34 protein-coding genes and 1 pseudogene are annotated in these 23,977 nt (G+C 35.9%); all 35 read left to right on the top strand.

Annotated elements, in window-relative coordinates:
* On the top strand, positions 1–1,060 hold a 1,060-nt coding region (locus RZO55_RS21830), incomplete at its 5' end, for a zinc-dependent alcohol dehydrogenase (protein WP_318066379.1).
* A gap of 213 nt (positions 1,061–1,273) precedes the next feature.
* A complete protein-coding gene (locus tag RZO55_RS21825) occupies positions 1,274–1,447 on the top strand; it encodes a transposase (protein ID WP_336624346.1) in 174 nt (57 codons plus the stop codon).
* A gap of 1,134 nt (positions 1,448–2,581) precedes the next feature.
* On the top strand, positions 2,582–3,586 hold the full coding sequence (locus tag RZO55_RS21820; protein ID WP_439100070.1) for a permease: 1,005 nt from the start codon (positions 2,582–2,584) through the stop codon (positions 3,584–3,586).
* Positions 3,587–3,866: 280 nt separating this feature from the next.
* Complete coding sequence (locus RZO55_RS21815) at positions 3,867–4,043, top strand: MFS transporter (protein ID WP_318066377.1); 177 nt, start codon at positions 3,867–3,869, stop codon at positions 4,041–4,043.
* Positions 4,044–4,088: 45 nt separating this feature from the next.
* Complete coding sequence (locus RZO55_RS21810; RefSeq protein ID WP_318066376.1) at positions 4,089–4,406, top strand: hypothetical protein; 318 nt, start codon at positions 4,089–4,091, stop codon at positions 4,404–4,406.
* Between the two features lie 37 nt (positions 4,407–4,443).
* On the top strand, positions 4,444–4,713 hold the full coding sequence (locus RZO55_RS21805; protein ID WP_318066375.1) for a hypothetical protein: 270 nt from the start codon (positions 4,444–4,446) through the stop codon (positions 4,711–4,713).
* Positions 4,710–4,991 (top strand): putative zinc-binding protein, encoded by a 282-nt coding sequence (locus RZO55_RS21800; protein WP_318066374.1) that lies wholly within the window; start codon positions 4,710–4,712, stop codon positions 4,989–4,991. The genes RZO55_RS21805 and RZO55_RS21800 overlap by 4 nt, the downstream gene beginning before the upstream one ends.
* 215 nt (positions 4,992–5,206) lie before the next feature.
* On the top strand, positions 5,207–5,491 hold the full coding sequence (locus RZO55_RS21795; protein WP_318066373.1) for an ArsR/SmtB family transcription factor: 285 nt from the start codon (positions 5,207–5,209) through the stop codon (positions 5,489–5,491).
* A 59-nt stretch (positions 5,492–5,550) separates the two neighbouring features.
* Positions 5,551–6,936: a dihydrolipoyl dehydrogenase gene (gene lpdA / locus RZO55_RS21790; RefSeq protein ID WP_318066372.1), complete on the top strand. Its 1,386-nt coding sequence runs from the start codon at positions 5,551–5,553 to the stop codon at positions 6,934–6,936.
* A 20-nt stretch (positions 6,937–6,956) separates the two neighbouring features.
* Positions 6,957–7,340, top strand: a complete 384-nt coding sequence (locus RZO55_RS21785; RefSeq protein WP_318066371.1) for a hypothetical protein — start codon at positions 6,957–6,959, stop codon at positions 7,338–7,340.
* Entirely contained in the window at positions 7,340–7,633 is a 294-nt protein-coding gene (locus tag RZO55_RS21780; RefSeq protein ID WP_318066370.1) for a 4Fe-4S dicluster domain-containing protein, read from the top strand. Before RZO55_RS21785 ends, RZO55_RS21780 begins: the two co-directional genes overlap by 1 nt.
* On the top strand, positions 7,626–8,483 hold the full coding sequence (locus tag RZO55_RS21775) for a putative zinc-binding protein (protein WP_318066369.1): 858 nt from the start codon (positions 7,626–7,628) through the stop codon (positions 8,481–8,483). Before RZO55_RS21780 ends, RZO55_RS21775 begins: the two co-directional genes overlap by 8 nt.
* Entirely contained in the window at positions 8,476–8,886 is a 411-nt protein-coding gene (locus tag RZO55_RS21770; RefSeq protein WP_318066368.1) for a putative zinc-binding protein, read from the top strand. The genes RZO55_RS21775 and RZO55_RS21770 overlap by 8 nt, the downstream gene beginning before the upstream one ends.
* Positions 8,879–9,283 (top strand): putative zinc-binding protein, encoded by a 405-nt coding sequence (locus RZO55_RS21765; protein WP_318066367.1) that lies wholly within the window; start codon positions 8,879–8,881, stop codon positions 9,281–9,283. Before RZO55_RS21770 ends, RZO55_RS21765 begins: the two co-directional genes overlap by 8 nt.
* Before the next feature lie 110 nt (positions 9,284–9,393).
* Positions 9,394–10,383, top strand: a complete 990-nt coding sequence (gene lplA / locus RZO55_RS21760; protein ID WP_318066366.1) for a lipoate--protein ligase — start codon at positions 9,394–9,396, stop codon at positions 10,381–10,383.
* A gap of 26 nt (positions 10,384–10,409) precedes the next feature.
* On the top strand, positions 10,410–10,682 hold the full coding sequence (locus RZO55_RS21755; RefSeq protein ID WP_318066365.1) for an ATP-binding protein: 273 nt from the start codon (positions 10,410–10,412) through the stop codon (positions 10,680–10,682).
* A gap of 96 nt (positions 10,683–10,778) precedes the next feature.
* Positions 10,779–11,531 (top strand): ABC transporter ATP-binding protein, encoded by a 753-nt coding sequence (locus RZO55_RS21750; protein ID WP_318066364.1) that lies wholly within the window; start codon positions 10,779–10,781, stop codon positions 11,529–11,531.
* Positions 11,512–12,432, top strand: coding sequence for a SufB/SufD family protein (locus RZO55_RS21745; protein ID WP_318066363.1), 921 nt, complete (start codon positions 11,512–11,514; stop codon positions 12,430–12,432). Before RZO55_RS21750 ends, RZO55_RS21745 begins: the two co-directional genes overlap by 20 nt.
* 456 nt (positions 12,433–12,888) lie before the next feature.
* Positions 12,889–13,500 (top strand): TIGR03943 family putative permease subunit, encoded by a 612-nt coding sequence (locus RZO55_RS21740; protein WP_318066362.1) that lies wholly within the window; start codon positions 12,889–12,891, stop codon positions 13,498–13,500.
* Positions 13,501–13,656: 156 nt separating this feature from the next.
* Positions 13,657–14,256, top strand: coding sequence for a thioredoxin family protein (locus RZO55_RS21735; RefSeq protein WP_318066361.1), 600 nt, complete (start codon positions 13,657–13,659; stop codon positions 14,254–14,256).
* Positions 14,257–14,946, top strand: a complete 690-nt coding sequence (locus RZO55_RS21730) for a cytochrome c biogenesis CcdA family protein (protein ID WP_318066360.1) — start codon at positions 14,257–14,259, stop codon at positions 14,944–14,946.
* 19 nt (positions 14,947–14,965) lie between these two features.
* Positions 14,966–15,328, top strand: a complete 363-nt coding sequence (locus RZO55_RS21725; RefSeq protein ID WP_318066359.1) for a thioredoxin family protein — start codon at positions 14,966–14,968, stop codon at positions 15,326–15,328.
* Positions 15,329–15,404: 76 nt separating this feature from the next.
* Positions 15,405–15,590: a hypothetical protein gene (locus RZO55_RS21720; RefSeq protein ID WP_318066358.1), complete on the top strand. Its 186-nt coding sequence runs from the start codon at positions 15,405–15,407 to the stop codon at positions 15,588–15,590.
* Positions 15,591–15,743: 153 nt separating this feature from the next.
* Positions 15,744–16,074: pseudogene (locus RZO55_RS25980) on the top strand (prolipoprotein diacylglyceryl transferase family protein).
* Positions 16,075–16,420: 346 nt separating this feature from the next.
* Entirely contained in the window at positions 16,421–16,732 is a 312-nt protein-coding gene (locus RZO55_RS21710; protein WP_318066357.1) for an ArsR/SmtB family transcription factor, read from the top strand.
* Complete coding sequence (locus tag RZO55_RS21705) at positions 16,729–16,863, top strand: hypothetical protein (protein ID WP_318066356.1); 135 nt, start codon at positions 16,729–16,731, stop codon at positions 16,861–16,863. Before RZO55_RS21710 ends, RZO55_RS21705 begins: the two co-directional genes overlap by 4 nt.
* Positions 16,864–17,577: 714 nt before the next feature.
* The gene (locus tag RZO55_RS21700; RefSeq protein WP_318066355.1) at positions 17,578–17,901 is read left to right on the top strand and encodes an ArsR/SmtB family transcription factor; all 324 of its coding nucleotides are present in this window, start codon (positions 17,578–17,580) and stop codon (positions 17,899–17,901) included.
* Positions 17,892–19,535, top strand: coding sequence for an FAD-dependent oxidoreductase (locus tag RZO55_RS21695; protein ID WP_318066354.1), 1,644 nt, complete (start codon positions 17,892–17,894; stop codon positions 19,533–19,535). The genes RZO55_RS21700 and RZO55_RS21695 overlap by 10 nt, the downstream gene beginning before the upstream one ends.
* A gap of 14 nt (positions 19,536–19,549) precedes the next feature.
* Complete coding sequence (locus tag RZO55_RS21690) at positions 19,550–19,957, top strand: ArsR/SmtB family transcription factor (protein WP_318066353.1); 408 nt, start codon at positions 19,550–19,552, stop codon at positions 19,955–19,957.
* 22 nt (positions 19,958–19,979) lie between these two features.
* Positions 19,980–21,089, top strand: a complete 1,110-nt coding sequence (gene arsB, locus RZO55_RS21685; RefSeq protein ID WP_318066352.1) for an ACR3 family arsenite efflux transporter — start codon at positions 19,980–19,982, stop codon at positions 21,087–21,089.
* A gap of 2 nt (positions 21,090–21,091) precedes the next feature.
* Positions 21,092–21,487 (top strand): arsenite efflux transporter metallochaperone ArsD, encoded by a 396-nt coding sequence (gene arsD, locus RZO55_RS21680; protein WP_318066351.1) that lies wholly within the window; start codon positions 21,092–21,094, stop codon positions 21,485–21,487.
* A gap of 30 nt (positions 21,488–21,517) precedes the next feature.
* Entirely contained in the window at positions 21,518–21,835 is a 318-nt protein-coding gene (locus RZO55_RS21675; protein WP_318066350.1) for a hypothetical protein, read from the top strand.
* Between the two features lie 60 nt (positions 21,836–21,895).
* Positions 21,896–23,110, top strand: coding sequence for an MFS transporter (locus RZO55_RS21670; RefSeq protein WP_318066349.1), 1,215 nt, complete (start codon positions 21,896–21,898; stop codon positions 23,108–23,110).
* Positions 23,111–23,220: 110 nt separating this feature from the next.
* The gene (locus tag RZO55_RS25815) at positions 23,221–23,454 is read left to right on the top strand and encodes a 4Fe-4S dicluster domain-containing protein (protein ID WP_336624345.1); all 234 of its coding nucleotides are present in this window, start codon (positions 23,221–23,223) and stop codon (positions 23,452–23,454) included.
* Positions 23,455–23,494: 40 nt separating this feature from the next.
* On the top strand, positions 23,495–23,977 hold a 483-nt coding region (locus RZO55_RS21665; RefSeq protein WP_318066348.1), incomplete at its 3' end, for a TRC40/GET3/ArsA family transport-energizing ATPase.

Raw genomic sequence — 23,977 nt, 5'->3', positions numbered from 1 at the left:
ATATAATAAAAACGAGGTGAATAAAATGCAAGGAACCATGAAAGCTGTAATTTATAATGGAATCAAAGATGTTTCAATTGAAAATTTGCCTATTCCGCAGATTGGTGACGACGATATTCTGGTGAAAAACCTTAGAGCTGGTATCTGTGGCACCGACATTGGTGCTTACATGCATGGCGGCGACTCGTACGCCATCTTTCCAGGTAACGAATTCGGACATGAGATGGTCTCGGTTGTTGTAGAAAAAGGGGAAAACGTCGCTGATGACATCCAAATCGGTGACTATGTCTTTATTAATCCCATGACATGTAAAAAAGCAGGGGCATCTCGTGCCGATACTGCCGGTGCTTTTTCGGAATATGTCAATGTCGAAAATGCAAAGACTTTTTATAACGTCTATGTGCTTGATAAAAGTCTCGAACTTGACACTGCAGTGATTATTGAGCCGCTGAGCGTTGGAACAAACGGCGCAATCCATCAGGGTGTCAAATTGAGCGACAAGGTTGTCGTGCTTGGTGCGGGGACCATCGGGCTCTCCGCTGCTGCCGGCTTGCTTGCCAGAGGACTTAAAAACGTCTGTGTGGTGGACATCAATGACTGGCGGCTGGCCAAGGCTAAGGAAATTGGTGCGCTGACCGTAAACAATAAGAGTGAAAAGTTACTTGATAAACTGAAGGAATACTTTGGTACTGTACGTAACATGATGGGCACAGAGGTTCCGGATGTGGATCTTTACGTCGATGCTGCAGGATTTGAGCCAATGTTGCAGGAGGTTTTTGCAAATGGCAGGCAGGGAACCAAATACTCAATTGTAGCAGTTTATGGCAGGCCGATTAGCCTTGATGCCTCATTCTTTATCATTAACGAGGCTCGTATTGAAGGCTCGTGCGGATATAACGACTCAGTCCTGCGTGAAGTGATTGATCATCTTACTCAGAAGAAAACTGCTGTCAATACAATTGTGACTTCAAAATTCAAGCTCAAAGATTTTCAGGAGGCCATTGAGACTGCGGTAAAAGCCGATAACAATATTAAAGTGATTATCGATTACGAAGCCTAAGACTGTTCTTATTAAAATAAAATACAAGGGGCTGTTGTAAAAATAGATGAATAATCTATTGGAGCAATAGCTCTTCTTTTTTACTTAAAAATAGAAAAACGGACTCCGAAGAGCCCGTAATCCGTGGTATAATTAATTATGCGATTAACCAAATATACTACTAAAGATTATATCGAACTTGGCCAAACTTATCAACTGGTCTTGCCACTAAGTTTGGAAGGTTTTATTCCTGAAGATGATTCTGTCTGCCTGCTGAGCCATGAATTGGAGGATTTAGATTACACAAAGTTGTATCAGGCTTACTCTGCCAAAGGCAGAAATCCAGCAGTGGACCCCAAGACCATGTTCAAGATATTAACCTATTCCTACTCTGGTGCTACTATATAAGTATGGACACTGGTTTCCGTGGATAATACCTCCCAGGAACCGGTCCACTTGGATTTATGTCCGTCTGGATGTATGTGCATGCATTGAAATGTTTGCATAAAAGTCACCTCCTTATCCCAACTCACAGTCATTGATAGCCGGCATTGCAATGCTAATGAAGATACTGCCGGATGATATAGCGTATGTTGTTTTCGTCAATAGAGGGAGTTGCCTCCATAATGGAAGAAAAGCTTTTGTTTTCCATGAGACAGGAAATGATCTCAACATGAGCTTTAAAAGGGAGCTGCGAATAAGGGACGAAGGCAGATAAAAGCAGTGCAGGAATGCCCACAGATGCTGCACTTTACACGGCAGATACGGAGACATTCTTTTGAATCGCCAGACATAACATGGCGGTAATAATAAGCATGGATAGTAAGACAGCCAGAATGCCCACAGGTGCATACAAGCTGGTGAAACTGAAGAGTTGAAATGACATCATCATAAATTTTTTGAGAAATAGGATTGAAAAAATCGACAGATAACGTTATCATAAGTATGCAGTGTGGATTCATCCACTATTGTGTGTTTGTGGCAGGGATCAAACTTTGGTCGGTGCGTTTCCTGCCGCATTAATAAAGCAACACCATTATGATAACACAAGAAGGTATAGGATAAAATAATCTGTCGGAAAATGCATCAGATTATTTTATTCTGTACCTTCTTTTAATTTGCTTGATCTTGAGAGATTTGGGTCCATGTAATTTAACGAATTATAATGTGCAAGGAAAAAGTCTTTTAAAGTTGGGTTGAGGAGTCTAGCATCATGGATGGATTTGGATATTAATTATTCCGAGGGTAAAAAATGGTTCCTGAAAGTACGGAGACAAAACAAATTACAGTCTGAAGCTATGAAAATGGCATCGGCTGCTTTTTTATGTCTTACTTCGGTTATCCTTGGCGGAGAAAGAACAAAATAATAACATCTTTAAAGGGTTTATTCCATGCAGATTGTTATGTGTATTAAATTAAAAAAGTGCTAAATATTAAAAAAAGCAGTATTTTAACACTGTCATATTGACAAATGTCGATATGAGGAATATAATAACATCAGATTGATAAATATCGATATAACAATAAAGGAAGGTGCTTATTATGAAAGCTATATGGGATTTTTTTCAGAATCAGATACTAGGTATGAAATGGTTAAATGCATTAATAGGAGATGGTCTGTCTGCGTTGGGACTTGATATATCTTCAAGATTCGGTGGAAGTGTTCAATTTTTTATCTATGATACGATAAAAATATTAATATTACTATCTTTATTAATATTTATTATCTCGTATATTCAAAGCTATTTTCCGCCTGAAAGAACGAAGAAAATACTTGGTAAATTTCATGGAATCAAAGCAAATATTCTAAGTGCATTACTAGGAACAGTAACACCGTTCTGCAGTTGTTCATCCATACCTATATTTATAGGTTTTACAAATGCAGGATTACCGGTTGGAGTAACATTTTCTTTTTTAATTTCATCCCCTTTGGTTGATTTGGGTGCACTCATTCTTCTAATGAGTATTTTCGGTGCTAAAATTGCAATTACGTATGTGATCGTAGGTCTCATTTTAGCCGTTGTTGGCGGTACTATTATAGATAAGTTAGGGATGGAAGACTACGTTGTAAAATTTGTAAATTCAGCAGCAGTCGTTGATATAGAAGCACCGGATTTGTCTAAAAGAGAAAGAATGGTTTATGCGAAAGAACAGGTTCAGGCTACCGTTAAAAAAGTAATTATTTATATCTTGGTAGGTGTTGGGATTGGAGCAGCAATTCACAACTGGATTCCAGAAACGATAATTCAAAGTATATTAGGACAAAACAATCCATTTTCCGTTTTGATTGCAACTGTTATTGGTGTTCCAATGTATGCAGATATTTTTGGCACCATTCCCATTGCGGAAGCATTATATGCGAAGGGTGTCGGTGTTGGTACAATTCTATCATTTATGATGGGTGTTACTGCACTTAGTTTACCATCGATGATTATGTTAAAGAGAGTTGTTAAGAATAGATTATTAGCAATTTTTATAGGAATTGTTACCGTTGGAATTATTGCAATTGGTTATTTTTTTAATGCGTTTGGTTTTTTAATTGCATAACATGAATACAATCTGTTTATAAAATACCAAAACTTTAATAAGCATTACCAGCAGTATAAAGCTGGTAGTGCTTGGGCAGATTTGATGCCATTATTTACATATCGATAATCTTAGATATTATAAAGGAGAAAATGAAGATTTTGCTACATTACTTTTAGAATAATGATATAGTTTTTAAAACTATAATGAAATTAAAATGAAAGAAACGAGAAAAATAATATGGATAACAAAAGTAAAAACAAACTTATTATGATGTTGGGTTTAATAGCGTTTCTAGCTAATGGAGATTTCAGATCGGTTTGGCAAAGTAAAAATAATTAATATAGCAGCAATGGGAACTTCTATTTTTAGTATATTAGGTGCATTTGCATTTAATTTACCATCACTGATATTTTTTAGAGCTATGAATGGCGCATTTGGTGCGGGAATTTTCCCAGTTACTATGGCTTTAGTATGACAAAGCTTTGATGATAAGAATCGTCATAAAGCTCTTGGAAAAGTTATGGGACTTATGTTTTTAGGTGCTGCGACAGCTTCTGCAATCGGAGGGGCTTTATCCTATTTTGGATCATGGAGATTAGTCTACGCTATATATGGTGTTGGAGAATTGATTCTTTCAGTTATTATGTTTAAGATTTTGGAACGTGATAAGCCGGTGGTCGAAAAGCTGAATTTCGTAAAAGCATATAAAGAACCGCTATGGAACTGCAAGAATTTTTTTGAATACATCTTTTATCATTCTTATTGTTGGTATCGTTGCAGCATTCTTTATTGCGGGTTTGGAAATGAAAAAAAACAAAGCAATAAGGGAGGTGGGTAATAATGAGTGAACATGATCATATGCACAATCATCAAGAATGGGGGTAGCAATCGCTGCTGTTGTAGGAGCAATCACACTAATACCCGGTTTTGTAGCATTTCCAATGGCTGCACTTCTATTGCAAGGTGGAGCAGGGTTTATGCAGATAGGAGCGTTTGTTTCGTCGTTAATGATGGTTGGAATTGTTACAATGCCTGTTGAAATCAAATATTTTGGTAAGAAGATTACTATATTAAGAAATGTTATTGCTTTTATTTTCTCATTTATCGTTGCATATATTATTGGATTGGTGGTGACTGGAGTATGAAAAAAATTCTAAAAAGATATCGTGCCTTTTGGGTGGTATTAGTTCTGTTGCTTGTAATACCGCCGGTATTTGTGTTACTTGGATTGCTTGATGTAGATGGGTGCCCTATGAGTTGCGCAAAGAAAACTCTTGAAAAAGCAGGGTTTAATACAGATGAGCATATTGTAGTTACTAAGGATTTGACGGTTTCAAAAAACTTTTATTTGAATTCGTCACCAGACTTAGAGAAGATAAAAGATGCTGTAGTTGAAAAAATCAATAGAGTATATGATAAATAGTTTCTTTGTTTATGAGTATCTGAGTTTAGTCACAGACATAGGTCTGAGTTTTAGTAATTTCAATAGCTGTTAATATAGATGAAAAACCGAAGTTAGCCAACACAAGAAACAAGAAAGTTGTCCAAATTTAAATTGAATCGAATATTGACAGATGTCGATGTGAAGAGTAATATATATAACATATCGACAAATATAGATAAGAGGTGGAAAACGTAGTGAAAATTGAACATGAAGAGAACGCAAGGGTTTTTAAAGCACTTTGTGACCCAAATCGACAGATGATTATAGAAATGCTTCAAGATGGAGAAAAGTGTGCATGTAAAATATTAGAGGAACTGAATATTGTGCAGTCCACATTATCTCATCATATGAAAATACTTTGTGATTCGGGGCTTGTGGATAGCAGTCGAGTTGGAAAAGAGACGCATTATTCCTTGAATAAACAAGGGTTTAGTAATGCAAAAAAAATATTAGATGAACTTTTTTCAAAAGTAAAATAATGTGAAAAGATTAGAAAACCATATATTTCATATAAAAACGATTGGAGGTGTGTGGAGGTATGGATAGAGTAAATACCAACATAGCTGTTTTAGGTGGAGGACCAGCAGGATATGTTGCTGCAATACGGGCAGCACAGCTTGGAGCAGAAGTTGTTTTGATTGAAGAAAAGGAACTAGGTGGGGTATGTTTAAATATCGGATGTATACCTACGAAAGCACTTCTGAAAACTTCAGACACAGCGGTAACAATAAAGAAGTCAAAGGAATTTGGCATAGAAAGCAGTATAGGGAATATTGACTGGAATGCTGCACTTGGACGTAAAAATAGAGTTGTTAAAAATCTGAACACAGGAGTTGAACAGCTGCTACATGCAAATGGTGTAACTATTATAAAAGGCAGAGGTAGTGTTATATCGGAACGAAAATTAGTGGTTCAAACAGATGAGGAAGCAATTGAGGTATGCTGTGAAAAACTTATTTTAACGACGGGAGCTGTTCCGATGATGCCCCCGATTGATGGAATTAATCTGGAGGGTGTAATTACAAGTAATGAAGCATTGTCTTTAGATTGCCTGCCTAAAAGTGTAGTAATCATTGGCGGAGGAGTGATTGGACTTGAGTTTGCGTCCATGTGGTCGGCAATAGGAGCTAAAATCACTGTTATTGAACAAAAAGACCGCATACTTCCGGGTGAAGACAAAGAAGTTGCCGATGAACTAATGAAATTAATAAAACGTCAGGGAATCTCCTTTAAATTATCTGCATTAGTAACAGAAATACAAAAAACAGAAGATGGTCTGGGGGTTACATATAATCAGGGAGAAAAAGTTTCTACTCAATCTTGTGAAACAGTTCTGGTTGCAGTAGGCAGAAAATTAAATTCGGATATATTTCAGAATTTAAACTTAAATATTAAGAACGGTGCTGTTATTGTAGATGAGAGCATGGAAACAAACAAAAAAGGAGTATATGCCGCTGGAGATCTTGTGGGCGGTAAGCTGCTTGCGCATCTTGCATTTATGGAGGGCAAGGTTGCAGCAGAAAATGCCTTAGGAATTAGTAGTAAAGTGAACTATCAAGCAGTTCCTGCCTGTGTTTATACAAATCCTGAAATGGCTTCAGTAGGAATGACGGAAGAGGAAGCAATAGAGGCAGGTATAGCTGCAAAAGTAGGCAGATTTAACTTCAGAAATAATGGTAGAGCACTAACCTTGGGTGAACGTGAAGGCTTTGTGAAAGTGATTGCAGATCAAGAAAATACGATAATCGGTGGGCAGATACTAGGTACAAATGCTTCAGAAATGATTTCCGAACTTACTCTTGCAATTACGCTCAAGGCAAAAGCAGATGATTTGGCTGATATGATTCACCCACACCCATCCCTTGGGGAAGCGATTTGGGAAGCTTGTGGAGATTTATTAGGAAGAGCTATCCATAAATTATAACAAATTAGGAGGAATTCAAAATGGAAGAAAAAGAACGTTATGGATTTATTATGTGCGTATGCACAGGGAAATGTCCAGGTTTTCAGGCAATGGACATATGGGATTTCATTAATCAGGTCAGAGTTGAACTTCCGGTAGAATATGGTTTTATTCACCCACAACTATGTGAAGAGGACGGAGATCGCTTCCTTGCGGATTACTTAAAGGCGCACAGAAAAGTTATTATCGGAGCGTGTGCCCCTAATATGCAGAAAAAAATGTTTAAACAGGCATTTAAAGAAGCGGGGCTGGATGTGGAAAAGGACGCTGTTATGCTTGATATAAGAGATATGACGAATGAAAAAGCATTTGAGGTAGTTGAAAAAGCATTGAAAGAATTGGGATATGAGGGGGAGGAAGAATAATGAGTGAATCATCATTTATGGGAGTGCCAAGAGAACAAGTTGATTGGAGTCCACGTATCGATTTTAGCAAATGTAATTATTGTATGGAGTGTGTAGAATTTTGTCCTCACAACGTGTTTGAAGTGAATGAAGACGAAGAGCAAAAATTTGTAGTTAAAAATCCAAATAATTGCGTAGTTTTTTGCCGTGCCTGCGGGAAGACATGCGGAGAAGATGCTATCAGTTTCCCGGATAAGAATGAAACGACAGCACACATAAAATCAATCAGAAAGGAAGCGAAAGAAAATGAGTAAATCGTATGCGGTACTTCCATGTAACGGATTGGATAAATGCGCAGGATGTGTTGCGAAGGAAGTTGCGGTGCTTCTTTCAGAAAACACGGATAGCGAAATCATCTGCCCGGTATTTTACCGTGTGGCAGATGCCAAGTATAATAAAATTGCGCAGGAAAAACCGTTACTTGTGATAGATGGATGTGCGACACGCTGTGCAAGCAAGCTTGCTATAGAAAAAAACTTGAAAATTGTTGAAAAAGTCAATGTTACAGAAGAAGCGAAAACGAATGGAATAGAGTTAGGGAAAAGCTTAAGAGTCGGTGACAGTGAATTAAAACTTGCAAAGATTATTGTTGACAAATTAACATTGGAAAAGGAAGCTTCTGAAATTGAAGAAAATTCGGTACAATTTCCTGAAATTCTTACATATGAAGTCTACACAAAGGATAAATTTGTTTTTCGTGTTCCGAAGGAAGAAGGCTTTTATTTCAATGAAAATGATGTCTGGGTCTATGTTGTAGGAGATAGAGCACGAATCGGCGTTACCGATTATGTGCAAAAAAGCTTATCAGATATTATGTTTTTTACACCTCCTGCAATCGGAAGTGATATAGAGCAGTTTGAAGAGGCTGGTTCGATTGAATCGGGCAAGGCTGTTTTTGAAATCGTTTCGCCTGTTAGCGGAACAATTACGGCAATAAATGAAAAATTATTGGATGAACCGGAACTACTTAATCAAAACCCTTATGAGCAAGGATGGATTTTAGAAATGAAGCTAGCAGATTTTGAAAGTGATTTGGATTTGCTTCATGAGTTTAAAGGATACTTCCCAGTATTAAAACGAAAGGTGGATGAATTTCATGTCTAAAGTAAAGGTAATTGCATGTAGTGGAATAGGAAAAGTGTTTGGTTTAATGACAAGAGAAGCAACGTTGCAGGTTACAAACAATCTTCAACCAGAAAAGGCAGAAACAGTCTGTCTTGCACATGTTGTAACAGGTGAGGCAGATGCAACTGCAAAAGTGAAGGGTTGTACATGCATTACAGTAGATGGATGTCCGGCGCTGTGCTCCGCAAAAAGTGTTGAGCATGCAGGAGGAATTGTAAAAGCAAAATTTCGTTCCGTAGATGAAATGCGTAACCACAGAGGTGTCGATGCAGGTTCGGCTACTGCCTTGACGGAAGACGGATGGAAAATTGTTGATGAATTTGCTGAGAAAATTGCTGCGAAAGTTACGGAATTGGTAGAGGAGGAACAGAATAATGGCTGATATTCAAGTAGGAGTACTTTCATGTAGTGGCGAAGAGTTTCTGGGAGGTACCATTGCCAGGCTTGCAACCAGAAAAGTTATGGAAGAGCTAAGAACCGGAAAAGTAGTAACTCTGTGTCTTCCATTATACATTGCCGGTGGTGACGAGGAACGAGAATTCGCAAAAAATTATCCTGTTATAGCTGTAGATGGTTGTGGTAAATGCTGTGCAAAGAAAGCTACCGTAAAATTCAGCGGAGCAGTCAGGGATACAATTATCCTATCTGAGCTGTTTGGGGAAGATGTCGTGCTTTCCGATATAGTTTCTGCAAGGGATTTAAAAGAAGAACATTATCAAATGGTAGACAAAGTTGCAGAAGAAATATGTAAGAAAGTTGATACCATTTTAGCGGAATAACTGATTAAAAGAAAAAATATGGAAATAAAATTATTTAGGCAAGAGTGAAAATGTAAAATTACCTCTTGCTTAAATAATACCCCGAGTCAAATAAGAAATGAGGTATGTAATTGATCAATATTATTAATAAATCGAATGATCCATTTTTCAATCTGGCCCTGGAAGAGTATTTTATGAAATACAAGAATATGAAAGAGGATGTTCTTATTCTTTGGCAGAATGAGCCAACGATTGTAATTGGGAAAAATCAAAATGCTTATGAAGAAATTAATCGTGATTTTGTGGAAGAAAATAAAATAAATATTGTAAGGCGAATGTCTGGCGGTGGTGCTGTATACCACGATTTTGGAAACCTTAATTATACTATAATAAAAAATGATGGGAAATTGTATGCAAATGATTTTTCCTTTTTTGCAATGCCTGTTGTTGCCTGCCTGAAAAAATTTGATGTAGATGCAGAATTTAATGGAAGGAATGACATTACGATAGATGGTAAAAAATTTTCCGGTAATGCCCAGTATTTTTATAAAAGTAGAGTATTACATCATGGCACACTTATGTTTTCAAGCGATTTAACTGTTTTATCACAAGCATTAAACGTAGATAAAGAAAAGATTGAGTCGAAAGGGATTAAATCCGTAAAAAGCAGAGTGACCAATATTAGTGAGTATACTAATAAAGATATTACTTTGGTTGATTTTCAGAATTCCTTAATAAATAGCATGTTTTATGAAGATAGAGAGAGTATAAAAAACTACGAATTAACAATTGAAGATATTTCAGCAATAACAGAGATTCGTAACAACAAATATAGTACATGGGACTGGAATTTTGGAAAATCACCACAGATGAGTTATCATAAAGATTTACGGTTTCCTGCCGGAAAAGTATCCTTGACAATGTATATTAATGGCGGAATGATTGACAGCTGCAATTTATATGGGGATTTTTTCGAAGTAAATCCAGTGGAGGAATTAACGAAAAAGATTGAAGGAAAGCGATATGATAAATCAGAGATAGAAGCATTTTTAAACGTTGTGAATATACAGGAGTATATCTATATGCTAAGTAATGAGGAATTCAAACAATTATGGTTTTAGCGACCAAAAAACATGGAGGAAAAAAGATGTCAAGAAAATGGTATCCTGTTATAGATTATACGAATTGCGCAGAGTGTGGATCCTGCATAGAGATGTGTTCACACGGAGTGTATGATGCTCAAAAAGCACCAACCCCCATTGTAATAAATGAAAATGGATGTGTTGAGGGCTGCCATGGATGTGGAAGTTTATGCCCAAATGGTGCAATTACTTATGTTGGTGATGATACAGGGTGGACACCTCCCAATGGTGTTGATGATAACACTTCCTGCGGATGCGGTTGTGGAGGAAATTGTTGATTATTCAATTACGAGTAAATCCAATCAGAAAAAGATGAGCTTAATGTTCAGTATAATCGGAATATATCTGTATAGGCTCATTTAAGGAGGACAAAATTGTTAACAATAAAAAATACTAATGTTACTTTGGATGGAAATGATAATAAAGTAGAGATATTAAAAAACATAAACTTAACATTGGAGAAAAAGAAAATATATGTAATAACAGGTCCAAATGGTGGGGGAAAATCTACATTGGCGAAAGCAATCATGGGAATCATTACAGTCAACGATGGACAATTATTTCTGGATAATATTGAAATCACGAATCAGAGTATTACAGAGAGAGCCAGATCAGGAATCGGTTATGCATTTCAAGCACCTGCCCGTTTTAAAGGTTTAACTGTTAGAAAAATGTTAAAGCTGGCTGCTGCAGGAAATAAAATCGATATATGCCAACTTCTTTATGATGTAGGGCTATGCGCACAAGATTATCTGGACCGTGAAATTGATGCAACCTTTTCTGGTGGTGAATTAAAACGTATTGAAATTGCAAGTGTTTTAGCAAGAAATCTAAAGGTTGCTGTATTTGATGAACCGGAAGCAGGAATTGATTTGTGGAGTTTTCAAAGACTTACAGGAACATTTGAGAAAATTCATGAAAAACAGGATACAACTATAGTTATTATATCCCATCAGGAGCGTATTTTACGATTGGCGGACGAAATCATTCTATTAAAAGACGGAGAAATTAGTGAAATAACAACTCATGAAAAGTTTTTAGATAAAATATCACATCTTGATTCAGACTGTGATTGCAGGAGTGACTGTATAAAAGGAGGCACCACAAATGCTGAATGCAATAGATAAAGTAATCTTGGAAGAAATAGCTGATTTACATGAAGTACCGCTAGGGGCATATAATATTCGAAAAAATGGGGAAGGCATCAGTCGAAATACTACAGCAAATATAGATATTATAACGAAAAAGGACAAACCGGGTATTGACGTTATTATAAAACCTGGAACAAAGGGAGAAAGCGTTCACATTCCGGTAATTGTTTCACAGGAAGGATTAAAGGATATAGTTTACAATACATTTGAAGTAGGGGAAGGCTCTGATGTCGTGATAGTAGCCGGCTGTGGCATTCATAATTCAAGCGGCGAAAGTGAACAGCATGATGGTGTCCATGAGTTCTTTGTACGTAAGGGCGCGCACATGAAGTATGTAGAGAAACACTATGGTGAAGGTGATGGTACAGGAGAAAGAATACTAAATCCTAAAACTGTAATTGAAGTAGAAGAGAACGGTTTGGTAGAACTTGAAATGATACAGATCAAAGGCGTAGATAAAACGGTAAGGGACACAGATGTCATTTTACATGAAAATGCAAGATTGATTGTTACTGAAAGATTATTTACGAATTCAGATCAAAGCGCAGAATCTAATATTAATGTAAAGCTGGTTGGAGAAGATTCGAGTGCTCAGGTAATTTCTCGTTCTGTCGCGAGAGATGACTCAAAACAGATTTTTCATATGAATCTGATAGGACATAGTAAATGCCGAGGACATATACAATGCGATTCAATTATTATGGACAATGCGCAGGTATCGTCTGTACCAGAAATAGACGCATTGGATTCGGATGCGCAGCTTATTCATGAGGCCGCTATTGGAAAGATAGCATCTGAACAGTTAACTAAATTGATGACATTAGGACTTACAGAAATCGAAGCTGAGGATATTATTTTACAAGATTTTTTAGAATAAGAGATACAGTAATACGAACTTATATGCGATTATAAAAGGGGATATGGAAAAGCTTCAAGATAAGATGAGAGAAAACAAAAGGCTTTCTTTTAGTTCGGCTATTTTTCAAGCAACTTGCGTGGATCAACGGTAATACTTTTTGTTAAAAATACAATTAATTCAAGCCTTACCTGTTATTTTGATAAAATAAAATATAAGAATATGAAAATTGTGTGAACGGCAGTAAAACAAATTGACATTTATAGATATGTCTGGTAAAATATCGATAAATGTAGATATGTTTAAACATAAGCTATTATAATTAAAAAAGAATAATAAGAAATAAGAAATTTAAATTTGAGAAGGAAGGAGACCTATTTCATACGAATTATTTATTATGTAGTGAATTCAAAATAATGTAAATGAGGTTCTAAAATAATGTGCAGATGCAGATCTAAAAAAATACTGTTTTTAGTCATGGGATTAGTTATTGTATTAATAACCGGTTGCCAAAGTAATACGAATGAAAAAACATTAGAAGGTAGTGAAACTGATTCAGGTTTACTAACAAAAGATGAAAGCAATTCTACTGAAACAGAACGATTGAAAGAAGCAGAAGATAGTGGAACAGATTCTGATTCACTGACACAAGATTCAAGTAATACATCTGAAATGGAAATATGGGATGAAAATGTTGAATCTGCAGCTGTTCAAATACCTGCAAACCAAGATGGTGTATTAGAAATTGAAGAAGATAAATTTGTTTCACAAGTAGGAGAGATATACAATTATCCAGATAAATATGTTGGTGAAACAGTGAGATACCAGGGATATATATATTTGGAAGAAGATGAAGGTAAAGACTATTACTTTGTTGTAAGAAATACATACGCATGTGATTGTGGAGAGGAAGAAAGCATTGTTGGTTTTGAGATAGCATGGGAAGGGGACATCCCAGAAGAGGGAACATGGGTAGAAGTTACGGGTGTTTTAGATACATACACGGAAGAAGACAATCAGTATATTTTAGTTAGAGTTTCAGGTTTAGATATTAAAGATAAAAGTGGAAAGACATTTGTAACTGAATAGGGTAAGAAGGTTTTGTTTTGCTCTAAAACTAATTTCTGATAGTTGATGTAAGAAAAATCGTGATAATTTGTAGGAAACGCTCAAATATATGAGTAATTGTACGATAAAGTTTCTTAATAATGAATAGAAAAGATCTTAATACAGGAGGAAATTGTTGTGGAAAATGAAATAGTGAAAAAAAATAAAAATTTGTGGGTAAAAATACTGATTGTTATTTTAGCGTTAGTCGTTGTGGCAGGTATCTATGTATATAAGAAGTCGGAGGAAGATAAACTAAATAATCAGAAGACAGCTCAAATGGATTCTGAAAATGCAAATGAAGAGAGTACAGATGAAGAGAGCACTAATGAAGAAAACTCATTATTAGAAATATCTTCCGTTGATTTAGATGAAATCAAGTCTTATGGACTTCCTTTTGTTATCGACTTTGGTTCGGATTCCTGTATACCTTGTAAAGAAATGGCACCAGTTTTAGAAACATTACATGAAGAATTTCAGGGAAAAGCAATTGTACATTTCGTAGATGTGTGGAAAAATACAACTGCCGCAAATAATTTCCCTGTATCGGTTATTCCAACACAAGTGTTTTTTACTGCAGCTGGAACACCATATGTACCAAGTGATGAACTTGCACAAGAAATTGAATTTACAATGTATAGATCAAAAGATACGAACAAGCATGTGTTTACTGTTCATCAAGGAGGTATTACCGAAGTGCAAATGCGAAAGATATTTGCTGAAATGGGGGTAGAGTAAATGAATGAAGTGCTTGAATCTCTATCAGTAATGATAAAAGATAGTATGTGGCTGGCACCCTTATTAGCAATAGTGGCAGGAACATTGACATCTGTAACGCCCTGCTCCTTGTCAACAATACCCCTTGTCATAGGAGTGGTTGGCGGAACGGGTCAAAAGGATACAAAGAAGGCTTTTAAACTGTCACTGACTTTTGCTTTGGGGACTGCAGTAACGTTTACCACATTAGGAACATTGGCATCACTTGCAGGTAACCTAATCGGGACATCTGCAAAGTGGTGGTATATTGCACTGGGTATTTTAATGTTAATGATGGCATTACAAACATGGGAAGTATTTAATTTTATACCTTCTACTTATTTGATTTCAAAAAACAAAAAGACCGGCTATATAGGAGCATTCATTGCGGGTGTATTAGGAGGTATATTCTCTTCACCATGTTCGACACCAGTTCTAATTGCATTATTAGCAATAGTAGCTGGTAAAGGAAGTATTGCATGGGGAATTTTACTTTTGCTATTATATTCGATAGGACATGCAATATTAGCCGTAATTGCAGGTACAAGCGTTGGATTTGTTCAAAAACTTTCACAAAGTGAGAAATACGGAAGATTTAGCAAGGTTTTAAAAATAGTAATGGGTTGCGCTATATTAATCATAGCATTTTATATGTTTTATCTGGGATTTTAGAATGGAAGGAGTAATTGGTATGGCAATATTTGGTTTTGGAAAGAAAAAAGACGAAATGAAAGAAGAAAAAAGCAGTTGTAGTTGTGGCGGTGCTTGTGATGTTGAATCTATCGAACAAGAAGTGGAAGCTATAGAAGGTGAAAAATCAGTAAAAGTACTTGGTTCAGGGTGCGCCAAATGTATGCAACTGGAGGCGAATGTAAAAATTGCTTTAGAACAACTTGGTATGGATTCTGCAATTGAACATGTAACAGATTTTTCAAAGATTGCAGCATATGGCGTAATGACTACTCCGGCATTAGTAGTTGATGGCAAAGTAATATCTTATGGTAAAGTACTTAAAGTAGAAGAAGCAGTTAAAATATTAGAAAAAGTAAGATAGATAATATAGATTCAGGGAGAGATGAAAATAAAAAAATTTTCATCTTTTTCCTATTACAGTGAAATGAGGGCAGCTGATGCAAGAAAAAGAGAAACAAGAAGAAGTTAAAAAGAGAAAAAATAAGAGCGATATTTTATTTAATGTTTTTATTATCGTTATAATGCTACTATTATTGTATAAAGTGTTTTTTGGAGGGTGCGGTTGTTCAGTGCCGCAGAATACTGGAAATCAAAATAATATAACTGAAATTACTACAGAATAAATAATAGAAAAAAGGAAAAGTTATAACAAATCACCCTGTGTGGAAGGATAGTTGTCACAGTAACCCTTGGAATTAGTGGAATGAAAATATAAAAAGAAGTTAGAACGAAAAATAGAACGATAACTAAATGAATGGGATAAGAATAAAGAATAGATATTTATTGGAATTCAAGGATTTAATATAGCCTGGTATGGTGTAATTATAGCATTAGGCATGTTACTTGGAGTGGCATTAGCTGATTATCGAGCAAGGAAAAAGGGTTATACAACAGAGTTGATATTGGACATTATTCTCATTGCACTTTATATTTTGCAGGATACATAAATTCCCCATATTAAAGTTTACAGATTTGGCGATTCCAAGTTTTATACTAGGTCAGGCAATTGGCCGATGGGGAAATTTTATGAATCAGGAAGTTTACGGGGAAATAATTACAAGAAAGATGCATAAAAACTGGACGTCTAAGTATATCAGGGTGAATTAATTGAGTGGGAATTTGCACTCAATAATATAACCCATTTTTAACTCAAACCGAGTATTTATGCGAAATATTGGAATAATATGATAAGAGTATCTCAGCTGTTATCGTTTTTATTCGTAATTAGTGGATTGATTTTGATTCTATTAGTTAAAAACGGGAAATTGAAGATGGTTGTTTTCATCGCATTTGTTACCAGTGCCACATCATGATGCAGCAGCACTTGTCATATTTATATAAATAAATATGTTCATATAATAATATTTGAGTATTTTATGAAACTTAAATTGACAAAAAAAGATATTTTGTATAATATATGCATATTGATACTTTTGAATGTGAGGATGAACAAATGAAAATGAAGTACGAAAAAGAGTCAGCCGTTTTTAAGGCGCTTTGCGATCCAAATCGTCTGCTAATACTAGAAACCTTACAAAGTGGGGATAAATGTGCTTGCAAATTATTAGAGGAATTGGAAATCAGTCAGTCTACATTATCTCATCATATGAAGATTTTATGCGAGGCAGGTTTTGTGGAATCAACCAGACAGGGAAAATGGATGCATTATACCATTAACAGTGGCGGCTTTGAAAATGCAAAGAAAATACTAGAAGGATTAGAAATCTGTATGCTAACGCATTTAAATGAAGTATTAGAACAATGATGCAAAAAGCAGGTCTTAAAAATATTAAATTAATTCCTAAGGACAACATCAAAGATATTATAAGCTCGTGGGTTCCAAACAGAATTGTAGAAGATTTTGTTGCATCTTACATCATAGAAGCAACTAAATAGTATAATAAATTTTGGGATGCTCATAAAGTGTGTGTAAACCTTCAAACTGATGAAAATCAAAGTTAGGCTCTCTTTGTAGTAGATAGTTAGTATAAATAACTTCTGCAACTAAGGGAGTATTTTTTGTGCTGAGATAGCTAACTTATAATAGGTGAGAGTGATTGAATGTAAAGTCAACCAAAGTAATGAATAAATATTTTACGTTGAAATCGCATAAAGATTACAAGATGCTGACTTGAAAAAGTAAATTCCAGTACATGAGTAAAGGGGGCGGAATTTACTTTTTCAATTTATGAAGATTACAAGATTACATTAAACGTATTGACAATTATCTATATAGTACTTATAATATGTGATATAGATAGTTATCTATATTGCGATAAAACATATAAAAGATATGTGAATATTTCGCAGAAATAGCTCCAGAGCTACACCTGTATAAGCACCATCAGATTTCATAATAGCTCCATGGGTTCGCAGAACAGATCCACCCTTTTTTGGCTTGACTACTTCCACTTCAAGGGTGATTTTGTGTCAATAGAGCGATTTATCGCTGGCTTTAGCCCTTGCTATTGACTCATAATCACCACTTGAAGATAATTTAAGCAGCCAAACGCAATGGAGAATCTATTACTTAAATTGGTGGAGCTCAGTTGCGCACAAGTAGAGCCGGTGGTGAGCAATATTCAATATGAAAATGGAGAATAATAATAAATGGATTTACATGTAGATTTTGCACCTGTATTCAAAGCATTAGGTGATGCTACGAGACTTAAAATAATTGAAATGTTATCCTGTGGTGGGCTTTGTGCCTGCGATATTTTGGAATCGTTTGAGATTACTCAGCCTACACTATCTTACCACTTGAAGATATTAATAGAATGTGGTCTTGTAAAAAGCCAAAAAGAAGGAACATGGATTCGATACAGCAATAATATCGAGTTAATAGAAAATATTAAAAACTACTGGAATAACATTACAGCAGAGCAAGAAAACTGTATCTGTAAAAATTCTAAGGAGGTCAATAAATGCGATTAATCATAATTGGAGCAGTAGCTTCCGGAACTTCAGCCGCCGCAAAAGCGAGGAGAAACGATGAGAATGCCGAGATAATAATCTATGACAAAGACAGTTTTATCTCATATTCAGGATGTGGAATGCCTTATTATATTGGTGGAGAGGTAGAGGATGCAGATAAACTTATCCCTCGTGATCCTGCATTTTTTAAAAACAAGTATAATGTAGATATTTTCATAAGAAATGAAGTGCTGTCCATTGATCCTATATATAAGACACTGGAAATAAAAAATCTGTCTACTGGTGATATCCTTCAAGATCATTACGATAAGCTTGTAATAGCAACTGGTGCTTCTGCTGTTATACCGCCAGTCAAAGGTGTACATCATAAAAATGTATTTACATTACGAAATATTGGGGATATGAAACAAATCAAAGCATATATAAATGAAAATGCACCAAAATCAGCTGTAATTGTAGGTACTGGATTTATAGGTTTGGAAGTATGTGAAAATCTGAAAGAACTTGGTATTGATGTTACACTCATAGAGAGACTTCCACAAGTAACTCCAGGTCTTGATGGCGATATCGCAGTATATGTGGAAGAACATTTGGAGAGAAATGGTATAAATATTTTTACAGGTATATCAGTAGTAGATATAAAAGAAGATAAGGTAATTCTAGAAGATGGAAGAGAAGTGGAAGCCGATTTTGTACTGCTTTCAACAGGAGTAAGACCTAATACAGAACTTGCAGTAAAAGCCGGTATTGAACTTGGAGTAGCAGGGGCCATTAAAGTAAATGAGAAGATGATGACAAATGTGAAAGACATCTATTCTTGCGGTGATTGCTCAGAGCAGTTTCATGTAGTTACCGGAAAACCAGTATATCGTCCAATGGGATCTACTGCAAATAAAACCGGAAGAATCACTGGGGATGTAGTAACAGGCGGAAACTTATCTTTCAGAGGCATTCTTGGAACCGGCATTTTCAAGATTTTTGGTATGACGGTTGCACTTACCGGATTATCAGAAAGAGAAGCAAAGAAAGAAGGATATCATGTTGTAGTCTGCCATAATATTAAGCCGAATAAGCCGGAATATATGGGTGGAAAGGAAATAGTTATCAAAGGTATTGCAGATAAAGATACCGGAAAACTTTTAGGTGTCCAGATTGTTGGTTTTGAAGGCGTTGATAAAAGAATTGATGTATTTGTTACAGCAATTACTTATAAAGCACATGTGGAAGACTTATTTCATCTCGATTTGGCGTACGCACCTCCATTTTCTACAACAAAGGATCCCGTTATGTATACAGGAATGATTTTAGATAATGCGATTCACTCTGACAGAAAGCTGATATCTTCTGATGAACTGGAAGAGTTAATAAACTCTAGTAAGAACTATCAATTGATTGATGCCAGAGCCGCTTCACAATACGTGCAGGATCATATAGAAACAGCGGTAAGCATACCCCATGCCAAGTTAAGGGATTCGTTAGATAAACTGGATAGAAAAGCCATTACTGTGACCTATTGCAATAAAGGGGTTACCGGTAATGCGGCGCAGAACATTCTGTTAAACCATGGGTTTAAGGAAGTTTATAATTTATCCGGCGGACATAAAAATTATAGAAAAAGCAGGAAATCATTGTAACATATGATTTCTCTGTGCATAGAATATGCATATATGCTCATATAAATATTTATACAGGAAGGGGTGAAATCGTGTTGAATATTTTTAAAGCACTATCAGAAGAGAGCAGGTTAAGAATCATGGCTTTACTGATGGAAAGAGAAATGTGTGTCTGTGAGGTTGAAGTCTTTTTAGATATGACGCAATCAAACGCTTCCAGGCATTTGACCGTACTTAAAAACTGCGGAATTCTTAATTGTTATAAGAAGTCACAATGGGCATATTATAGGATAAACGAAAGCTTTATAGAAGAACACAAAAACCTGTGGGAGTATTTACAACATAAGATTGTTGAATTACCAACCTATCAGGCAGACCATGAACTATGTGAAAAGTACAAAACCATTGATGTCTGTACAAATTCGAAAATAATTACAAAATAACACATTAAAGGAGAGAGAAAAAATGAACAAAGAGAACTCAACAGAAATTGGTTTTTTTCAAAAATACTTAACCATATGGGTAGCACTTTGCATGATTATAGGGGTATTAATTGGAAAATTTCTACCATCAATACCAGAGTTTTTTAATCAGTTTGAGTATGCAAAGGTATCTATTCCTACTGCAGTATTAATCTGGGTAATGATTTATCCAATGATGATGAAGGTGAATTTTGAAAGTGTCAAAAATGTAGGCAAAAATCCAAAGGGCTTATACGTGACGTGGGTTACGAATTGGTTAATAAAGCCTTTCACTATGTTTGCAATAGCCTATTTCTTTTTCTATATTGTATTTAAAGGACTGATTCCAGCCGATTTAGGTAAACAATATTTAGCGGGAGCCGTTTTATTAGGAGCCGCACCTTGTACAGCCATGGTTTTTGTTTGGAGCCAGTTGACAAAAGGAAATCCGGCATATACGGTCGTGCAGGTTGCAACTAATGATTTAATTATTCTAGTGGTATTTGTACCAATTGTGAAATTCTTACTTGGAGTGAGTAAAGTAACCGTTCCTTGGGATACTTTAATATTATCGGTTGTTTTGTTTGTTGTGGTTCCTTTAACAGCGGGTGTGTTAACAAGGATGTTTGTTAGTAAAAAGAAGGGAACAGAATTTTTTGAAAATCAGTTTTTGCCTAAGTTTGATAATGCAACAATTGTTGGCTTGTTACTGATGCTTGTACTTTTATTCTCCTTTCAGGGGGATGTTATTTTAAATAATCCTTTGCACATATTACTGATAGCAGTGCCACTAATCATACAGACATTTTTCATTTTCTTTATTGCATATCTGGCAGCAAAGGTATTAAAGCTTCCTCACAATATAGCAGCTCCGGCAGGTATGATTGGCGCTTCCAATTTTTTTGAACTATCTGTTGCGGTTGCAATTGCCTTATTTGGAATGGATTCGCCGGCAGCATTGGCTACTGTTGTGGGTGTTTTAACTGAGGTGCCAATTATGTTAATACTGGTTAAAATAGCAAATAATACAATGCATTGGTTCCCAGAAGGTTCTGATGTTGGAAACATAGTATGTGAAGAAAAAAACTATTTAACTGATAACAAGGAGGTATGAAAATGAAAACTATGAAAATATATGAACCAGCTATGTGTTGTTCAACCGGACTTTGCGGTGTTGGAGTTGATACAGAATTATTAAGAATTTCTACGGTATTAAACACACTGGAGAATAATGGAGTACATGTTGACCGGTTTAATCTTTCAAACAATCCACAGAAATTTGTAACAAATCAAACAATAAATAATTATGTGAAAGAAAATGGAGTTGATGGATTACCAGTTGTTGTTATAGATGATGAAATTACTATAACAGGAAGATACCCAACCAATGATGAATTTGTAAAATTGCTTAATGTGCCGGAAAATTATATTGGAGAAAAGCCAGATGCGGTGAACGCGGCAAGTAAGAAAACACAGGGCTGTGGATGTTCCGGAGGGGATTGCTGCTGTTAATTATATATAGAACTGGAGGCGATATTGTTAATGCCAGATAAAATAACAATAGATGTTTTTGGTATCAGAAATCAATCAGTTGGATGTAATGGTGGAAGCTGTTCATCAAAAACAATGGGTGAAATGTATGATGAATTTAACTATTATTTAACAAAGAATATAAATCCAAAACAGTTCAAAACACAGTTTATTGATATTCTCATGGACAATATGGAGGACTATGATTATGTGATTGATGCAATGAACCAGGGATACAGACTTCCGCTGACAGCTATCAATCGTGAATTAAAGTTTTATGGCGGTATTTCCAATCGGATGATAGCAGATTCAATAAGAAGACTTAATTAGAGAAGATAAAAGATCATTAAAACACGCAAGAGAGGGGTGGCTGCAGTAGATCGGAAAATTATGTCCTGGAAAAGAAAATTTGCAGTAATATGGACTGGTCAGGCAATATCAATCTTTACAAGTTCCATCATACAAATGGCAATTATCTGGTATTTAACAGATAAAACGGAATCTGCTGCAGTTCTGTCCCTCGCAACGCTGACAGGTTTCTTGCCACAGGCAGTATTGGGTCCATTTATTGGTGTTTTAATTGACCGATACGATAGAAAATGGATTATGATACTGGCAGATTCAGCAATAGCATTTGTAACCATGGTATTAGTATTGGCTGGTTTATTTGGAACATTGCCTATATGGCTTATTATGACAGTTCTATTTTTTCGTTCCATCGGAACCGCTTTTCATTCACCATCGCTGCAGGCGGTTACTCCAATGATCGTACCAAAGGAATATTTGACAAATTGTGCAGGCTACACCCAGGGGATGGAATCAGTTTCGTTATTATTAAGTCCTGCGGTCGCAGCAATTCTTTATAGTACTTTGAACATCAACATGATATTGCTAACGGATATTGTTGGGGCAGCTATCGCAATAATTACAATTACTGTGATAAAAATTCCAAAAAGCAATAGGATAGATAATGAGAAGGTACCGGATCTTTTGCAGGAAGCAAAAGAAGGTTTTATCGTATTGCGTAAAGAGAAGGGAATGATGAGCCTGATGATTATCAGTTCTCTCTATGCAATGATTTATTTCCCAATCGGTACGCTGTATCCTTTGATTTGTATGTCATATTTTGGAGGTACATTTAAAGATTCCAGTATTGTAGAAATTGTATTCTCAGCAGGAACCTTATTAGGAGCAGTTATCTTAGGAAAACAGGGTGAAAAGATCAATAAGATTTATGCCATTATTCTGTCCATAGCTGCGATGGGAGTAGGACTTATTATAACCGGTATCTTACAGCCTGACCAATTTAAGGTGTTTATAGTACTGGCAGGTTTTATGGGGATAACGATTCCATTTTATTATGGAGTTCTCACAGCAATATACCAGCTTAAGATAAAAGAGGAATTTCTAGGCAGAGTTCTTTCGTTATCGACTAGCCTTGGGATGATTGCCATGCCGTTAGGATTAATTTTATCCGGATCCTTTGCGGAGATAATAGGGGTTGAAAAATGGTTTTTTTTATCAGGAATAATAACAGTCGGAATTGCAATGATAAGCTATATGCTGCCATCCCTGCGTAATTGTTGCAGTACCAGGGAGATTTAGTGTATAAAAGAATACCATTTTTTATGATTGATTGACATTAAGATTAAATTATTACAAATAACTAGCAGATAGTAAAATTTGAATAATTTTAAAAGGAGATTAGAAAAATAATGTCAAAATCCTGGTATCCGATCATTGATTACGATAGATGCTGTGAGTGTGGTAAGTGTGTCAATAAATGCCGGCAGGGTGTTTATGATAAATCAAATATGCCAAGGCCTGTTGTTATACATCCAGAAGGCTGTATACAAGGGTGTCATGGCTGTGGTAACTTATGCCCCAATAAAGCGATTTCTTATGCAGGCGATAACGTAAATAATATGCGCAGGCGAAGAATGTTTTAGTCACTGAGATTTTAAATGGAAGGAATGAAAGGGAGTTATAATGGAAAACTTTAATATACAAGAAGCAGTACTCACAAAATATCTTTTCTTTACAGGAAAGGGTGGAGTAGGAAAAACTTCAACAGCCTGTGCCACAGCGGTGTCCCTTGCTGATGCAGGAAAAAAAGTTTTGCTGATCAGTACAGATCCGGCATCGAACCTCCAGGATGTATTTGAGACAGAATTGGACAATAAAGGCGTTCCCATACATGAAGTTCCTAATCTTGTGGTAGCAAACTTAGACCCCATAGAAGCAGCTGCAGAATATCGTGAAGGTGTAATCGCACCATATCGCGGACAGCTGCCTGAGACTGTGTTAAAAAATATGGAAGAACAGCTTTCTGGTTCCTGTACCGTTGAAATTGCAGCATTTAATGAATTCTCCAAATTTATTACGGATGAAAAAGTTCAGGAAGAGTTCGATTATATTATATTTGATACTGCTCCGACAGGGCACACACTAAGGATGCTTCAGCTTCCGTCT

It is taken from the genome of Clostridium boliviensis, assembly GCF_033342255.1.
Lineage (GTDB): Bacteria > Bacillota > Clostridia > Lachnospirales > Lachnospiraceae > Lacrimispora > Lacrimispora boliviensis.
The sequence above is the reverse complement of the archived record's forward strand: the minus strand, read 5'-3'. Positions and strand labels throughout refer to the sequence as shown.